This window comes from Pseudomonas sp. TE12508, assembly GCF_056279485.1.
Genome location: NZ_JBWCCN010000004.1, coordinates 79,042 through 96,001 on the forward strand (window position 1 = coordinate 79,042; position 16,960 = coordinate 96,001).

General features: G+C 60.1%; 13 protein-coding genes. 5 read left to right on the forward strand and 8 right to left on the reverse strand.

The genetic code is table 11. The features are described from left to right. Window positions 1–19 precede the first annotated feature (19 nt). Entirely contained in the window at window positions 20–991 is a 972-nt protein-coding gene (locus ACZ9IM_RS06585) for a thymidylate synthase (protein WP_218395333.1), read from the forward strand. A 125-nt stretch (window positions 992–1,116) separates the two neighbouring features. Here the strand turns inward: ACZ9IM_RS06585 and cadR are convergent, their stop codons facing one another. Further along, window positions 1,117–1,566, reverse strand: coding sequence for a Cd(II)/Pb(II)-responsive transcriptional regulator (gene cadR, locus ACZ9IM_RS06590; RefSeq protein ID WP_007897786.1), 450 nt, complete (start codon window positions 1,564–1,566; stop codon window positions 1,117–1,119). Window positions 1,567–1,650: 84 nt separating this feature from the next. Between cadR and ACZ9IM_RS06595 the strand changes: the two genes are divergently transcribed. Together ACZ9IM_RS06595 and ACZ9IM_RS06600 are read left to right on the forward strand one after the other, a co-directional pair. After that, window positions 1,651–3,906: a heavy metal translocating P-type ATPase gene (locus ACZ9IM_RS06595; protein ID WP_476223579.1), complete on the forward strand. Its 2,256-nt coding sequence runs from the start codon at window positions 1,651–1,653 to the stop codon at window positions 3,904–3,906. 74 nt (window positions 3,907–3,980) lie between these two features. Continuing rightward, complete coding sequence (locus ACZ9IM_RS06600) at window positions 3,981–4,688, forward strand: LysR substrate-binding domain-containing protein (RefSeq protein ID WP_476223662.1); 708 nt, start codon at window positions 3,981–3,983, stop codon at window positions 4,686–4,688. Between the two features lie 140 nt (window positions 4,689–4,828). On the opposite strand, the gene ACZ9IM_RS06605 is transcribed toward ACZ9IM_RS06600, so the two are convergent. Next, window positions 4,829–6,205, reverse strand: a complete 1,377-nt coding sequence (locus tag ACZ9IM_RS06605; protein ID WP_476223580.1) for a GTPase/DUF3482 domain-containing protein — start codon at window positions 6,203–6,205, stop codon at window positions 4,829–4,831. After that, the gene (locus tag ACZ9IM_RS06610) at window positions 6,198–7,577 is read right to left on the reverse strand and encodes a DUF2868 domain-containing protein (protein WP_476223581.1); all 1,380 of its coding nucleotides are present in this window, start codon (window positions 7,575–7,577) and stop codon (window positions 6,198–6,200) included. The genes ACZ9IM_RS06605 and ACZ9IM_RS06610 overlap by 8 nt, the downstream gene beginning before the upstream one ends. Window positions 7,578–7,662: 85 nt before the next feature. On the opposite strand from ACZ9IM_RS06610, the gene ACZ9IM_RS06615 reads away from it, so the two are divergent. Then, entirely contained in the window at window positions 7,663–8,175 is a 513-nt protein-coding gene (locus ACZ9IM_RS06615) for a dihydrofolate reductase (protein WP_476223582.1), read from the forward strand. Window positions 8,176–8,285: 110 nt separating this feature from the next. Here the strand turns inward: ACZ9IM_RS06615 and ACZ9IM_RS06620 are convergent, their stop codons facing one another. Further along, a complete protein-coding gene (locus ACZ9IM_RS06620) occupies window positions 8,286–9,677 on the reverse strand; it encodes an L-cystine transporter (RefSeq protein WP_476223583.1) in 1,392 nt (463 codons plus the stop codon). A gap of 238 nt (window positions 9,678–9,915) precedes the next feature. Here ACZ9IM_RS06620 and ACZ9IM_RS06625 point away from each other — a divergent pair, with 238 nt between their 5' ends. Next, the gene (locus ACZ9IM_RS06625; protein WP_007897832.1) at window positions 9,916–10,977 is read left to right on the forward strand and encodes an HAD family hydrolase; all 1,062 of its coding nucleotides are present in this window, start codon (window positions 9,916–9,918) and stop codon (window positions 10,975–10,977) included. 276 nt (window positions 10,978–11,253) lie between these two features. On the opposite strand, the gene ilvD is transcribed toward ACZ9IM_RS06625, so the two are convergent. The 4 genes from ilvD to ACZ9IM_RS06645 all read right to left on the reverse strand — a co-directional run bounded on the left by ilvD (window position 11,254) and on the right by ACZ9IM_RS06645 (window position 16,620). Next, a complete protein-coding gene (ilvD, locus tag ACZ9IM_RS06630; RefSeq protein ID WP_123719714.1) occupies window positions 11,254–13,095 on the reverse strand; it encodes a dihydroxy-acid dehydratase in 1,842 nt (613 codons plus the stop codon). Between the two features lie 258 nt (window positions 13,096–13,353). Further along, complete coding sequence (locus ACZ9IM_RS06635) at window positions 13,354–14,574, reverse strand: MFS transporter (RefSeq protein ID WP_476223584.1); 1,221 nt, start codon at window positions 14,572–14,574, stop codon at window positions 13,354–13,356. Beyond that, window positions 14,567–15,544: a diiron oxygenase gene (locus tag ACZ9IM_RS06640; RefSeq protein ID WP_427626202.1), complete on the reverse strand. Its 978-nt coding sequence runs from the start codon at window positions 15,542–15,544 to the stop codon at window positions 14,567–14,569. Before ACZ9IM_RS06640 ends, ACZ9IM_RS06635 begins: the two co-directional genes overlap by 8 nt. Then, complete coding sequence (locus tag ACZ9IM_RS06645) at window positions 15,541–16,620, reverse strand: SagB family peptide dehydrogenase (RefSeq protein ID WP_476223585.1); 1,080 nt, start codon at window positions 16,618–16,620, stop codon at window positions 15,541–15,543. The genes ACZ9IM_RS06640 and ACZ9IM_RS06645 overlap by 4 nt, the downstream gene beginning before the upstream one ends. Between the last annotated feature and the right edge of the window lie 340 nt (window positions 16,621–16,960).

Here is a 16,960-nt window from a genome sequence, read left to right on the forward strand (position 1 = left end):
TCAAGGACACAGGTAATTCATGAAGCAATATCTCGAACTGGTCGCCCACGTCATCAAGAACGGCACCAAACAGGCCAACCGCACCGGCGTGAACACCATCAGCTTTCCGGGCGCGATGCTGCGCTTCGATCTGCAGGAAGGTTTCCCGGCGATCACCACTCGCAAGATGGCCTTCAAATCCGCCATCGGCGAGATGTGCGGTTTTCTGCGCGGGGTGAACAACGCCGCCGAATTCCGGGCGCTGGGCTGCAAGGTCTGGGACCAGAACGCCAACGAAAACGCGCAGTGGCTGGCCAACCCGTTCCGTCAGGGCGAAGACGACCTCGGCGAGATCTACGGCGTGCAATGGCGCAAATGGCCGGCGTACAAGCAGATTCCGGTCAGCAATCAGGCCGCCATCGAGCAGACCCTGAGCCAGGGTTATCGTCAGATTGCCGAAGGCGAAGAAGACGGTCAGGCCTATGTGGTGCTGTACAAGGCGATCGACCAGATCCGCCAGTGCGTCGACACCATCATCAAGGACCCAGGCAGCCGTCGCATCCTGTTCCACGGCTGGAACGTTGCGCAGCTCGACGAAATGGCCCTGCCACCGTGCCACTTGCTGTACCAGTTTCACCCGAATGTCGAGACCAGGGAAATCTCCCTGACCCTTTACATCCGCTCCAACGATCTGGGCCTGGGCACGCCGTTCAACCTCACCGAAGGCGCCGCGCTGCTGAGCCTGATCGGTCGCCTGACCGGTTACACACCGCGCTGGTTCACCTATTTCATCGGTGACGCCCACGTCTACGAAAACCACCTGGACATGCTCAACGAACAGCTCAAGCGCGAGCCGTTCCCGATGCCGAAACTGGTGATTTCCGACCGCGTGCCGGAGTTTGCCAAGACCGGTGTTTATCAGCCGGAATGGCTGGAGCAGATCGAGCCGAGCGATTTCTCGCTGGAAGGCTATGAACACCACGCGCCGATGACCGCGCCGATGGCGGTATAAGCCTCGACACCGAACCAATGTGGGAGCGGGCTTGCTCGCGAAGGCGGTGGATCAGTCGACATCAATGTTGAATGATTGACCGCCTTCGCGAGCAAGCCCGCTCCCACATTTGATTTGTGGTGTTCTTAGTGGCCGTGGCTTCGGCCGACATGAGAATGCTCAACCTCCGTCGCCACAACCCCGCCGCTCACTTCCAGCCGCTGCAAAATCCCGCACTGATCGATATCCGGCCCTTCGCTGCAGCGTTGGCGCAGGTCGAGCAATTGTGTCTGCAAGGCCAGCAAGCCGTCGATTCGAGCCTTCACATGGTGAATGTGTTCGTCGATCAACGCGTTGACGTTTTCGCATTGATCCTGCGGGCTGTCGCGCAGGGCCAGCAGGCTGCGGATTTCTTCAAGGGTCATGTCGAGGGTGCGGCAGTTGCGGATGAAAGTCAGGCGCTCGGCGTGGGCCTGGGTGTAGACGCGGTAATTGCCGTCGCTGCGGGCCGGCTCCGGCAGCAGGTTTTCGCGCTCGTAGTAGCGGATGGTTTCCACGGCGCAGTCGGTGAGTTTCGCCAGTTCTCCGATTTTCATCGCGACAATCTCCAAAAGGGTGCTTGACCCTATAGTGGCTACAGGGTCTTTACTTGGCAACAGGCACCTTCATGGACGCGACCAATGAGCGATTCTCTTCACACCCACAAACCCGGGCACGATCACAGCCACAAGCTGCAGCCTGTGTCCAGGCATGACCATGGCGGCCACGGGGATTCCTGCTGTTCCTCCAAAGCAGCAGCGCCGTCGCTGATCAAGTTGAGCGAGACGCCGACCGCCGGTGCGCGGCTGAGCAGTTTCCGCATCGAGGCCATGGACTGCCCGACCGAGCAGACGCTGATCCAGAACAAACTCGGGAAGCTGTCGGGTGTGCAGCAGCTGGAATTCAACCTGATCAACCGGGTGTTGGGCGTGACCCATGACCTGCCAGGCACCGCGCCGATCATCGATGCGATCAAGTCCCTCGGCATGCACGCCGAGCCGCTGGAGCCGGGCGTCGAAGCGCCAATCCCGGCGCCTGAGAAAAAGCCCTGGTGGCCATTGGCATTGTCCGGCGTTGGCGCGCTGGCAGCTGAAGTTATCCATTTCACCAACGCGGCGCCGAACTGGGTAGTGGCGGTTATCGCGCTGATCTCGATCCTCAGTGGTGGCCTCAGCACTTACAAAAAGGGCTGGATCGCCCTGAAAAACCTCAACCTGAACATCAACGCGCTGATGAGCATCGCAGTGACCGGCGCGATTCTGATCGGTCAATGGCCGGAAGCGGCGATGGTGATGTTCCTGTTCACCGTGGCCGAGTTGATCGAGGCCAGGTCCCTGGACCGGGCGCGCAACGCCATTGGCGGGCTGATGCAGATGACCCCCGAGCAAGCCACGGTGCAGCAGGCCGACGGCAGTTGGGTCGCACAACCGGTTAAAAACATCGAACTGGGCGCGCGGGTGCGGGTGCGTCCCGGCGAGCGGATCGGTCTGGACGGCGAAGTGCTGTCCGGCAGCTCGACCATCGACCAGGCGCCGATCACCGGTGAAAGCCTGCCGGTGGAGAAAGCCATCGGCGACAAAGTATTCGCCGGCACCATCAACCAGTCCGGTTCGCTGGAATATACGGTAACCGCGGCGGCGAACAATTCGACCCTGGCGCGGATTATTCACGCCGTGGAACAGGCTCAGGGTGCACGCGCCCCGACCCAGCGTTTCGTCGACAGTTTCTCGAAAATCTACACCCCGGCAGTGTTCATCCTGGCCTTGGCGGTAGCGGTGATTCCGCCGTTGTTCATGGATGCGCTGTGGTTCGACTGGATCTACCGGGCGCTGGTGTTGCTGGTGGTCGCCTGCCCGTGCGCATTGGTGATTTCTACCCCGGTGACCATCGTTAGCGGTCTCGCGGCTGCGGCGCGCAAAGGGATTCTGGTCAAGGGCGGCGTCTATCTGGAGCACGGCCACAAACTCGATTACCTGGCCCTCGACAAGACCGGCACCCTCACTCACGGCAAACCGGTGCAGACCGACTATTTGTCCCTCGACCCAATCGCGGATGAAATAGCCCCGGCCATTGCGGCGGCACTGGCCGGTCGTTCGGATCACCCGGTGTCGCTGGCCATCGCCAATGCGGCTGCGGATAAACATCCGGTGCCGCTGATTGTGGATAACTTCGAAGCCCTGGCGGGTCGTGGCGTGCGCGGCGAGATCAACGGTGAGCTCTACCACTTGGGCAACCACCGTCTGGTGGAAGAGTTGGGCCTGTGTTCACCAGCGCTGGAAGAGCAGCTGTTTGCTCTGGAGAAACAGGGCAAATCCGTGGTGCTGTTGCTCGATAAGTCGGGCCCCCTGGCGCTGTTCGCCGTGGCGGACACCGTGAAAGCGTCCAGTCGCGAAGCGATCCAGCAGTTGCATGAGTTGGGCATCAAAACCCTGATGCTGACCGGCGACAACGTTCACACCGCCCAGGCCATCGCCGCCCACGTGGGCATCGATCAGGCGCAGGGCGATCTGTTGCCGACCGATAAGCTGCAAGCCATCGAAACGCTTTATGCCCAAGGCCATCGGGTCGGGATGGTCGGCGACGGCATCAACGACGCCCCGGCACTGGCGCGGGCCGAGATCGGTTTCGCCATGGCGGCCGCCGGCACCGACACCGCCATCGAAACCGCTGATGTCGCTCTGATGGACGACGATCTGCGCAAGATTCCGGCCTTCATCCGCCTGTCGCGGCAGACCTCGAATATCCTCAAACAGAACATTGCCCTCGCATTGGTCATCAAAGCGATCTTTCTTGGGGTAACCTTCGCCGGGCTCGCCACCATGTGGATGGCGGTGTTCGCTGACATGGGCGTGAGCCTGTTGGTGGTGTTCAACGGTTTGCGCCTGTTGCGCAAATAGACGATGAGGGAAGGGTGCGCTGAGTGCCGAGCTGAAGGCGTTTTACATGGTTGCCCCGGTTGGGCAGTATTACCCTGGCGGCGAAAAAACTCGGCCTGAGCCAACCGACGGTAACGACCCAGATTCGGCATCTGCAGCAGGAGGTCGACATTGAGTTCTTCCTGCGCAACAGCGGTCAGGTCCAGGGCACGTTGCGCATCGCCGCTACCGCGCCGTATTACATCCTCGACCTGGTGAAGACCTTTCGCGAGCGCTTGCCGCAAGTGGAGGTGTCGGTGGAAATCGGCAACTCCCAACAGGTGCTCGAGGCGCTGGAGGATTACCGGGTCGATGTCGCGGCGTCCTCGCAGTTGCTGGACGATGCGCGGCTGATCCGCCGCGTGCTCGGCAGTGATCCGTTGGTGCTGGCGGTGCATCGCAATCATCCGCTGGCGGTGCATGATCATGTGCCGCTCAGTGCGTTGGCGGGGCATACCTTGTTGATGCGCGAATCGGGCTCGACCACTCGGCGCTTGACCGAAGAGTTGCTGGCCAGCGCCGGGGTGCGTTTCGGGCCGTTGCTGGAGATTGGCAGCCGCGAGTCGATTCGTGAGGCGGTATTGCGCAACATTGGTATCAGCATCATTGCTCGGCAGGAAGTGCCTCACGATCCGCAATTGCGGGTGCTGACCATCGAAAATGCGCCGCAGATTCCTGAGTATCTGTATTGCCTCAAGGAGCGAAAAGGTGCGCGGCTGCCGGCGGCGTTTCTCGGGTTGGCGCAGGAAATGGCTCCGGCTTAAGTCCTGCGGTGACTCTTCGCGAGCAAGCCCGCTCCCACATTTGATCTTCAGTGATTAGAGATTTTGTGTACGACGCAGATCCAATGTGGGAGCGGGCTTGCTCGCGAAGGGGCCCGCCTGAACAGCACATCACTCGGGCTCTACAACTGCTGCGCCAACACCTCAACCTGCTCTTGGCGCTCCCCCTGACTCAACTTCGAATTTGGATTAAGCGACGACCACTGCGGATGCGCCCGCGCCTTGTTCAGCGCTTCGGGCAGTTTGCCTTCGCGCCAGGTTTTGTCTTGTGGCGTGGCGACCTGAATGCTGTCCATCGCCGCATGCCCACGCTGGTTCAGAGCTTGCAGCAATTGCCGCTGGCGCAAGGCCAACAGCCGTAGCACGCCGTCGTCGACGGTCAGTTCTCGCTGTCCTTTGATCTTGCCCAGCAGACGGCTGCCGTAACTGCGGGCGGTTTGCAGGGCGCCGCCGGCAATCGCTCCGGCCAGTGCCGCGGCGCCGAGGGTCAGGCCGCCCACCAGCAGATCGACCCCGGCCCCGGCCGCCGCGCCAGCCGCGATGCCGCCGCCGACCCGCACACCGAGCTGCTTCAGGGTTTCCGGGTTGAACAGGTCATCGCCCCAGCGACCATCGAGCAGCGGCAAGTCACTGGCCGCCGCGTCTTGTGGGCGGAAGGCGTAGAGCTTGAGCAAGGCCTCGACACAGCGTTGTTCGCGCTGACGCACTGCTTTGCGCAGTTCGCTGATCGCCTGCTGTTCCTGCGCCGGCTCGCTGACCACACTGCGGCGACAGGCGGCGCAATCGATCAATAAATCGGCAATCAGCCGCGCTGCACTCTGCTGACGGGCCAGGCGTTGGGCCTGCTGGTCGGCGATCAAACGCTCCAGTTGTTCGCGGGAGTTTTCCAGCAGCAGCGCCAGGCTTTCATAGAGTCGACGCTCGCCATCTTCCGGTGGTGCGACGCTGTCGAAACGCACCAACGCATGCAAGCCCAATCGCGCCAGGGCTTCGCGCCAATCAGGTTCGCGATGCTGGGCGCTGCTGACAAAATTCAGCACCGGCAGCAGCGGTTTGCCGCAACTGGCCAACACTTCCAGTTCGTCGCGGTACTTGGCCAGCACCGGTTCCCGGGCGTCGATCACATAGAGGCCGGCGTCCGAGGCGAGCAGTTGCCGCAGCACCTTGGCTTCCTGTTCGAAGCGCTGTCGGGCTTCGCTGCCCTCAAGGAATCGTGCCAGTCGTGCCGGGCCGTCGAGGCGTTCGCCGGGACGTTCCAGACGCTCGAGGTAGTCGAGCAGGGCGATGGCGTCTTCCAGACCCGGCGTGTCGAACAGATCGAGTAACGGCTCGCCGTCTACCGACAAGCGCGCGCCTTCGACGTGACGTGTGGTGCTGGGACGATGGGACACTTCGCCGAAGCCGACATCTCGCGTTAGCGTTCGCAACAACGAGGTTTTGCCGACATTGGTGTGGCCGACCACGGCGAGCTTCAACGGCTGTTTCCAGGCATCAGTCATGACCCGTCTCCAGCCAGTTCAACGGCGCGCAATCGGCGAACGGCAGGTCCAGTTGTCGTAGCGCAACATGCCAGTCGCCCAGGCGTTCGGCATCCAGCGCTTCGCCAGGCGGCGCTTGCAGCAACCACACACGGGTGGCGGTAGCGCTGCGGGCCAGTTCGGCGATCAGCGCCAGGCTGCCACGGTCCGGCGAACGCCGTGGATCGCAGGCGATGGCCAGACGGGCAGGGGGAAAACGACTCAGCTGTTCAAGCAGTTTGTGCCGGGATTCGCGGCTGTCGAGGACGCCGGCGTTGTTGACGTTTTTCGGCAGCTGCGGCGGCCAGGGGCGTTGGTCGTCCAGCTCGATTGCCACCAATAGCGCGCCATCGCTTTGCAGATCGCTGACAGCGCTTTCAACCCGATGAAGTTGCTCCGGCGCGGCATCGCTGATGCCCAGGCGTTCGCTGGTGGGCATCAGCCGTTCGCGCAGTTGGGCGTAGCCGGGCAGGTTCAAATCCAGATGCAGGGCTGCTTGACCCGTTTTCCAGCGCCACAGGCAGAACAATGCGAGCAGCAATCGCGGCAAAACGCCGTACACCAGCAGCACCCCAACCAGCCACGCCGCCCAGGCCTGGCGGGCGCTTTCGATGTTCAGCGCAGCATCACCGCTGGCGCGGATCATCTCCACGCTGGGCACACTGAAACCGAGCAAGGCCGGCAGGGCACCGAGGGCTTGGGTCATGGCGACGAAGGTGTCGCCGCCGAGAATGGTGGTCTCCCAGACGAAACCATAGCGCCGGGTCGCCATCAGCGTCAGCACCATCACCAAAGCGCTGAGCATCGCCAGTAACCACAACCCGTTGACCAGCACACCCAGCGCCCAACGATTGAGTTTCTGTCGTTGCAGCAACAGCAGCAGGGCCGGCGCCAGTTGCGCGGCGTTGGCATCGCGGGCGAGTTTTTCACTGAGCCACAGCCATAAGCGTCCGAGGGCGGCGCCTTGTTCTCCGGCGAACACCAGGCCCAGGGCCCAGCTCAGCAATAGAATCAGATTCAGCCCGAGCAAACTGCCCAACGCCCAGAACACATTGACCGGGGTCTGGCCGTCGCCTAGCGCGGCAAACGCCAGCCCGGCTCCGCTGATCACGGCCAGAACGGCCAGCACGATCAGCGCCAGTCGCGCGCCTTGCAGCCAATGTTTGAGGCCGCGAGTCTGTCCGTCGCGCTCGGCCAGCCACAGGGCGCGGCGTTGAATGCGCGTCGGCAGGTCGCCGCCGGCGCTACGGGCGATTCGATTGGCTTCCAGATCGTCCAAGGGGCCTGCGTGTTCTTCACGCAGGCGTATGGTTTCACTCAGCCAGAGGTTTTGCAGGGGCGTCAGTTCAGTCACGCGGCATCCCGTCGCTTAATTGAGCGGTGAGCATAACCGCTGTGACGCTTATCGGGGTAAGGGAGGCTCTGGTATCCTCGCCGACATGACTAAATCACTCCCCCTCAGCCTGATCGCAGCCCTCGGTGAAAACCGTGTGATCGGCGTCGACAACAGCATGCCCTGGCACTTGCCGGGGGACTTCAAATACTTCAAGGCCACCACCCTCGGCAAACCGATCATCATGGGTCGCAAGACCTGGGATTCCCTCGGTCGTCCGCTGCCGGGGCGGTTGAACATCGTGGTCAGTCGTCAGGCGGATCTGCAGCTGGAAGGCGCGGAGGTTTTTCCGTCGCTGGAGGCTGCCGTCGCTCGGGCGCAGGAATGGGCGAACGAGCAGGGCGTCGATGAGGTGATGCTGATTGGCGGGGCGCAGTTGTATGCGCAAGGGTTGGCACAGGCTGATCGGCTGTACCTGACCCGCGTGGCGCTGAGCCCGCAAGGGGATGCGTGGTTTCCGGAGTTTGATTTGAACCAGTGGAAGCTGGTGTCGAATGTTCCGAATCCGGCGGAAGGCGACAAGCCGGCGTATAGCTTTGAGGTGTGGGAGCGCACGTAGATCGTTCCCACGCTCTGCGTGGGAATGCAGCCCGTGACGCTCCGCGTCACTGGACGCGGAGCGTCCCTTGAGGCATTCCCACGCGGGAGCGTGGGAACGATCAGTACGGGTTAAGCGTGAGCCAACTCCGAATGCTCATCCGCATCCAGCAGTGCTTTATCGGTCTGCTGCATGATCTGGCTGGTAATCGCCCCAGCGGTGATAGAACCACTCACGTTCAACGCCGTACGACCCATATCAATCAGCGGCTCAACCGAAATCAGCAACGCCACCAGTGACACCGGCAAACCCATGGCCGGCAGCACGATCAATGCGGCGAATGTCGCGCCGCCACCGACCCCGGCCACCCCCGCCGAACTCAGCGTCACAATCGCCACCAGCGTCGCGATCCACAGCGGATCCAGCGGGTTGATGCCCACAGTCGGCGCGACCATCACCGCCAGCATTGCCGGGTACAGACCGGCGCAGCCGTTCTGGCCAATGGTCGCGCCGAACGAGGCGGCGAAACTGGCGATGGACTGTGGAATCCCCAAACGGCTGGTCTGGGCTTCGATGCTCAGCGGAATGGTGGCGGCGCTGGAGCGGCTGGTGAAGGCAAACGTCAGCACCGGCCAGATCTTGCGGAAGAAGCGCAGCGGGTTGATCCCGGCAGCTGACACCAGCATGCCATGGACCACAAACATCAAGCCCAGGCCAATGTAGGACACCACCACAAAACTGCCGAGTTTGATGATGTCTTGCAGGTTGGAGCCGGCGACCACTTTGGTCATCAGCGCCAATACGCCGTACGGGGTCAGCTTCTTCACCAGGCGTACCAGACGCATCACCCAGGCTTGCAGGGTGTCGATGGCGTTGATCACTTTCTGACCTTTCTCGACATCATCCTTAAGCAGTTGCAACGCTGCGACCCCAAGGAATGCTGCGAAGATCACCACGCTGATGATCGAGGTCGGCTTGGCGCGAGCCAAGTCGGCGAACGGATTCTGCGGGATGAACGACAGCAACAGCTGCGGCACGTTCAGGTCGGCGACCTTGCCCGCGTAGTCGCTCTGAATGGTTTGCAGGCGAGCCATTTCCTGGGTGCCGGCGACCAGGCCTTCGGCGGTGAGGCCGAACAAGTTGGTCAGGCCGATGCCGATCAGCGCCGCGATAGCGGTGGTGAACAGCAGCGTGCCGATGGTCAGAAAGCTGATCTTGCCTAGCGACGAAGCGTTGTGCAGGCGTGCCACGGCACTGAGGATCGAGGCGAACACCAGCGGGATCACGATCATTTGCAGCAACTGCACGTAACCGTTGCCCACCAGATCGAACCAACTGATCGAGGCTTTCAATACCGGGTTGCCCGCACCATAAATCGTGTGCAGAGCGACACCAAATACCACGCCCAGTACCAGCGCGAGCAGAACCTTTTTGGCCAGGCTCCAGGTGGTGTGACGGGTTTGCGCCAGGCCAAAGAGCAAGGCGAGGAACACCAGCAGATTGAGGATCAGCGGCAGATTCATAGAAGCTCCATAGACTTGTGCCAGCCACCTTCGTGTGTGACTGCGAACCGGTAAGCCTAACAGCTTGATATGTAATGATTTAATATCAAAAACAGCGGTGAACTGTCGTTTTTGGAATAAGCCGATGCCGCTGTGAGGAATGCAGTTGGCGGAATCAGGATGCAAGCGGTCGCGGGCAGGCGGGGACTGTCATACAGATTTGTTAGCGTCGATATCTTTGAATCAGGGAGAAACGCAGATGAAGCTCGCACCGAAATTTCTGGCTGCCGCACTGAGTTTGGGACTGGGCCTTGCCGGCCAGGTCTTCGCCACAGATTTGAAGCACTGGCCAGCCGATCAGGCCAAGGCGCTGGACGCAATGATCGCGGCCAACGCCAACAAAGGTAACTTCGCGGTGTTCGACATGGACAACACCAGTTATCGCTACGACCTCGAAGAATCGTTGCTTCCGTTCATGGAAAACAAGGGCCTGATCACTCGCGAGTCACTCGATCCCTCCCTGAAACTGATGCCGTTCAAGGACACCGCCGACCATAAGGAAAGCCTGTTCAGCTACTACTATCGCCTCTGCGAATTAGACGACATGGTTTGCTATCCATGGGTCGCCCAAGTGTTTTCCGGCTTCACGCTTCAGGAACTCAAGACCAACGTCGACGAGCTGATGGCGTCAGGCAAACCGGTGCCTAGCACTTATTACGATGGCGACGTGGTCAAGACCATCGATGTCAATCCACCGAAAATCTTCACCGGTCAGAAAGAGCTCTACACCAAGCTGATGGAGAACGGCATCGAGGTCTACGTGATGACCGCCGCCTCCGAAGAACTGGTGCGAATGGTCGCCTCCGATCCGAAGTACGGCTATAACGTCAAACCGCAGAACGTGATCGGCGTGAGCCTGTTGCTCAAGGACCGCAAGACCGGCGAGTTGACCACCGCGCGCAAGCAGGTCACCGCGGGCAAGTATGACGAGAAGGCCAACCTGGGCCTCGAGCTGACGCCGTATCTGTGGACCCCGGCAACCTGGATGGCCGGCAAGCAGGCGGCGATTCTGACCTACATCGATGAATGGAAAAAACCGGTCCTGGTGGGCGGCGATACCCCGACCAGCGACGGCTACATGCTGTTCCACAGCGTCGACGTGTCCAAGGGCGGTATCCATTTGTGGGTCAACCGCAAAGACAAATACATGACCCAGATTAACGGCATGATGGCCAAAAACGCTGCAGCCCAGGCGAAAGAAGGATTGGCGGTGACGGCGGACAAGAACTGGGTGATCGTCAAGCCGGAAGAGATTCAGTAGGACCGAGGATCTAAATGTGGGAGCGAGCCTGCTCGCGAAGGCGGTGTGTCATTCAGCATTGGTGTTGACTGACCCGGCGCTTTCGCGAGCAGGCTCGCTCCCACAGTTGATCTCCAGTGTTTGATCGTTTCCACGCTCTGCGTGGGAATGCAGCCCGTGACGCTCCGCGTCACTGGACGCAGAGCGTCCCTTGAGGCATTCCCACGCGGGAGCGTGGGAACGATCAAAAAATGCCCCGCACTTGGCGGGGCATTTTTTTTGTTCGACGGTTAAGTATTACAACCCGTCGAGCATCGCCTTGTTACGTACCGCACCCTTGTCGGCGCTGGTGGCCAACAGGGCATAGGCTTTGAGCGCCGTGGTCACTTTACGTGGACGCACTTCCACCGGTTTCCAGCCTTTCTTGTCCTGCTCGGCACGGCGGGCGGCCATTTCTTCATCGCTGATCAACAGGTTGATCGAGCGGTTCGGAATGTCGATCAGAACCTTGTCGCCATCCTGCACCAGACCGATCGCGCCACCGGCAGCGGCTTCTGGCGAAGCGTGGCCGATGGACAGGCCCGAAGTACCGCCAGAGAAGCGGCCGTCGGTGAGCAGGGCGCAGGCTTTGCCCAGGCCTTTGGATTTCAGGTAAGACGTCGGGTAGAGCATTTCCTGCATGCCCGGGCCGCCTTTCGGGCCTTCGTAACGAATGATCACGATGTCGCCGGCCTTCACTTCGTCGGCGAGGATGCCGCGTACGGCGCTGTCCTGGCTTTCGAAGATCTTCGCGTTGCCTTCGAAGACGTGGATCGACTCGTCGACGCCGGCGGTTTTCACCACGCAGCCGTCCAGAGCGATGTTGCCGTACAGAACGGCCAGGCCGCCTTCTTTCGAGTAAGCATGTTCGACACTGCGGATGCAGCCGTTTTCACGGTCGTCGTCCAGGGTTTCCCAACGGGTCGACTGGCTGAACGCGGTTTGCGTCGGGATGCCCGCCGGGCCGGCCTTGAAGAAGTGATGCACGGCTTCATCGGTGGTCTGGGTGATGTCCCACTTGGCGATGCCTTCAGCCAAGGACTTGCTGTGCACGGTCGGCAGGTCGGTGTGCAACAGACCGCCACGGGCCAGGGAGCCGAGGATGCTGAAGATCCCGCCGGCACGGTGCACGTCTTCCATGTGGTACTTCTGGATGTTCGGCGCGACCTTGCACAGTTGCGGCACATGGCGGGAGAGACGGTCGATATCGCGCAGGTCGAAATCGATCTCGGCTTCCTGGGCCGCGGCCAGCAAGTGCAGGATGGTGTTGGTGGAACCGCCCATGGCGATATCCAGGGTCATGGCGTTTTCGAACGCCTTGAAGTTGGCGATGTTGCGCGGCAACACCGACTCGTCGTTCTCGCCGTAGTAACGCTTGCACAGCTCGACGATGGTGCGGCCGGCCTGCAGGAACAGCTGTTCGCGGTCGCTGTGGGTGGCCAGGGTCGAACCGTTGCCCGGCAATGCCAGGCCCAGGGCTTCAACCAGGCAGTTCATCGAGTTGGCGGTGAACATGCCGGAGCAGGAGCCGCAGGTCGGGCAGGCGCTACGCTCGTACTCGGCGACTTTCTCGTCGGAGGCGCTGGAGTCGGCGGCGATCACCATGGCGTCGACCAGGTCGAGACCGTGGCTGGCGAGTTTGGTCTTGCCGGCTTCCATCGGGCCGCCGGACACGAAAATCACCGGGATGTTCAGGCGCAGGGCGGCCATCAGCATGCCTGGGGTGATCTTGTCGCAGTTGGAGATGCAGACGATGGCGTCGGCACAGTGGGCGTTGACCATGTATTCGACGGAGTCGGCGATGATCTCGCGGCTCGGCAGCGAATAGAGCATGCCGTCGTGGCCCATGGCGATACCGTCGTCCACGGCGATGGTGTTGAATTCTTTGGCGACGCCCCCGGCCCGTTCGATTTCGCGAGCGACCAGCTGCCCCAGGTCCTTGAGGTGCACATGGCCCGGTACGAACTGGGTAAAGGAGTTGGCAATGGCGATGATCGGCTTCTTGAAGTCGTCATCTTTCATCCCCGTGGCGCGCCACAGTGCGCGGGCACCGGCCATGTTGCGGCCGTGGGTGGATGTTTTCGAGCGGTAATCAGGCATGAAGCACTCCGGGCGGCTAATCAGGTATCAAAAGGGGAAGTGAGCTTCTATTGACGTCTGGAACACTCGGAAATGGCCGTGTGCCCGGAAGTTGCCGATAACTTTGCGGGATCGCCGCGCGCTTCAGCTTGAGCTCATAAACCCGCCGGGGGATGAATGGCGATGAATCTCGCGATTCTACACCGCTGGCGTCAGGAGGGAATGCCGGAAAACGTTGATCCAGCGCCGATGAAGCGTGTGGGGTGACGATCGGCGGGGTTATTCGACGCTTGGACTGGCTCTTGGGCTTTTGGCTCGTTGATTGATACGACTGTTGAGCGCCAGCGCCATGCTGCTCAGGATGACGAAGCTGTATCCAAGGGTGGATTGCAGGTTGGCCGGCCCCAAGCTGATGAGCGCACTGATCAACCCGCCGCAGATGAAAATCACTGTGCTGCCGGCCGACGCCGAGGTTCCCGCACTTTCAGGGAACAGGCTCATGGCTTTGGAGGTGGCGGCCGGTCGGGCAATGGTGGTGCCGGCGGTGCAGATGAGCATCGGTACCAGGACGGTGACCGATGACAGTGCAACGTGGTTTGAAAGGTAAAGCATGATGAGGCCGGACAACAGGATCAGGCTCAGCCCGCTGATGATCTGATGACGGGGACTGATGCGTTTGCCCAGCACAATCGCAGCCATGCCGCCGACGATGTAGGCGCCGCCGTATACCAGCAGGATCAGCGAGTAGTCATAGGCCGATAACTGGAGTTGGTCCATGAAGATCAGCGGCGAAATAACGATGAATGAGAAATGGCAGGCGAAAGCAAAGCCTGAAATCAACCAGTAGGGCAGGAAGTCGGCATCACGCAGGACCCCACTGTAGGACTGGAGGATGTTCGGCCGCGCGCGGGTTGCTGCCGGGCGGGTATTGTCGAGAAACAGCCAGGCTTTGAGCAGTACCACGCCGGCCAGTGCGGTAAACACCCAGAAGCTGCCCTGCCAGCCCAGCGTGGCTTGCAGGAATGTACCGGCCAACGGCGAGACCGAGATGAAAATGCCGGTGGCGGTGACCATCAGGATCCGCAACCGGTCACGTTCCTCACCCTCGAACAGATCCTGAATCAGTGCTTGTGACAGCACGAAACACCCGCAGCCGAGCGCCTGAATGACACGAAGCAGCAGGAAATGGACATAGTCCGTGGTCAGTACGCAGCCCACCGCCCCCAGCATCGAAACGGTGATTCCGGCGAGCAACAACCTTTTGCGTCCGATCACATCCGACAGCGGCCCGATCAGCAGTTGAGAGGCTGCTATACCGCCGGCAAACAGACTGATCGACAGCGCAATGTCGGCGGGCGTGCTGCGAAAGTGTTCGGTAAGTGCAGGGAACGAGGGAAGCAGGACATCCAGCGGGAATACGCCAAGCAGCACCATCGCCAACAACAGGCTGACTGCCCCCCGACGCTGTCTGGCGGTTGCCGCAGAATGTCCTTCATTCATCGATAAGTCCTGCCTTCATGAACAGCTGCTGGTTGTATGGCAGGGCGAAGAATCCGGCTTTTTTCAAAGCATCAAGCGTCGCGCCACTGCCGGATCGCGCACGCTGAAGGGTGGCTTGGCGGCTAGTCAGTTCTCCGAGAATCTGTGTGACGGCGGTCTCGTCGATACCCGCGCTGCGCAGGCTTTCCCGCATCCATCGCTCATCGGCTTCGAAGAAAATCCGGACGATGTTCAGCAGCAGCCTGCTGGCGAACGTGCGTTGAAGGCTGTTCAGGGTCAACCACAGGTAATGGAACACTTCAGAGAAATAGCGGCTGTGAAGCGCCTCGTCCGAGAGATGGTCCCTGAGCATTGCCTGAACGCTGGACACCAGGTCGTCACGGCAGATGTCGAGCAGATCCTTGGCAATGATCGTCTCCGACACGAACCCGACGAGAAACCAGGCCAGTGCCCTGTTTTTTTCCGGTGTGCGGTCGAGCAAGGTGTTCAACCGCGTGATGCGGTGAGGCATGACCGGACGCGGACTGATCCCGTAAACCCCGGCAACCTGCTCGGCAAGGCTGTTGGAGAACAGGGCGTGATAACCCTCGTCGGTATAAAGCTGAAGTGCGGCGGTCTTCATCCGCGGGGGGACGCAGGCCTTCAGTTCACCGTGGATGATGGTTTCCACGGATCGGTTGACGATGCGGTGTTCGAGCAAGGTGGTGTAGTCGAGGAAATACACCAGATGATTGGCCGACAGCCGATGGATGACGGTTTGGCCCAGCGCTTCGATAGCCGGGTGCTTCAGGTACGCGAGGAAGGCCGGAGGAAACCAGTGGCGTGTTTCCAATTGTTGTTCCAGGTCTGGCGGCAATAGATAGTCGTGCTCGCTGGTTCGCACCGACGCGCGGGTATTCCAGTCGCCGAGGGTGAAACGCCGCGCCCAGGAAAAGGGGCGATCTACCGGCGCAATGATGGGGGCGGTCATTGTTGCGGCTCCCGACTGCTCAGCAGATCCTTCAATTCCTTGCACATCACTTGTCCGTCGCTGTGGCCACAGCCAACAAAAAACAAGGGTTGTTCTGGATTGTTCTCAAGCCCCAGCAATGTTTCGACCTGATCGTCCGTCAGAGCTCCTGTCAACCATGTGTTCAGCCTCAGTGCAGTGGCCACCAGTTGAAAGGTCTGGGAAATATGCCCCGCCTCCACGAAGGCCATTCGGTAGGCTCGCGAGTGTTCATATTTCCACCATAACTTGTCGAAGCAAGCGGTAATGAACAGACCCACCGGCAGGTTATTGATGAAATGTTGGCCACACAGCAACTGCCCCAGGGGCGAGTCAGGTGCCGGGTTGATGAAGCTCAGTGCATGGTCGACGGGATGATAGGCGTAGAACCCGGGTTCAAGGCCGCTGACGTTTTGTACATGAAGAAAGCCTTCGCAGGCATTCAGCCCGCCGCCGGACGGGCTGCTGCGCCGGGCACCGAGACCTTCGACAATGGTTTCGTCGACGTCATTTTCGCGTTCATGCAAGTAGCCCAGGGACAGGTAAAGCAGTGTGCCGACATCTTCTAGCGAAACCGCTTCATCCGTGAAGGTGCGGCAGGTTTTTCGGCCGGTCAGGACGTTGGCAAGGGAGCTCTCCGGCAGGCAGGAGGGTTTTGGCAGGGCAATCAGCTCGCGCGCCTGGTGTTCTTTGAGCCTGGTGCCCGGCGCGGGTGCGGCCAGTACTTCGGTGCAATGGTCCAGATAGTGCCTCGACCATTCATGAATGTTCTGAGGGACATGTTCGCAGGGAATGTTCTTGGTGCCGATATGGAATATCTTCGACAGTTCATCCCAACCCCATTCAATAGAGTCTTGTATTGAATGGGTCAATATTCCGGAGTTCAGAAGTTGAGTGTCTACTCTGTTGCTGTCGTCATACAGTTTGGGGTTGTTGATAAGTTGTGCAAGCCGGGTTGAATATTCCAGGTTAAGTTCAAATTGTTTATGGTTTTTGTAATCCCAGACTATTTGGCCGGGCGTACGAGGAAGTATGAATAAGTATGGGTTTATCTGCATGATGGACGGTTCGCTCTGGACGTAGCTATAGAAAACGCTGGGTAGCCGGCACTCCCCAGCGTTTCATTTACTTAGCGGGTTTTTGGCGCAACCAGAAAAGCCAGGTTGGCGATTTTGTTTGTTTCCAGAGTAATTGCTTTCATGTTTTTGACTCCTTGTCATTGATAGTGAGTGTCACTTCGCGGTGACAACTCAATCATAGGCTGTAATGAGTCCTTATCAAGGGGATATTAAGTAGGAAGATTCTAGTAATTTTGTCGGAGCGATCTGGCGGTAGGCGCAAGTTTGTAAGTTATATTCTTTTAAGTAAGAGATGCAGGGAAACGTCCTGCAAGTCAGT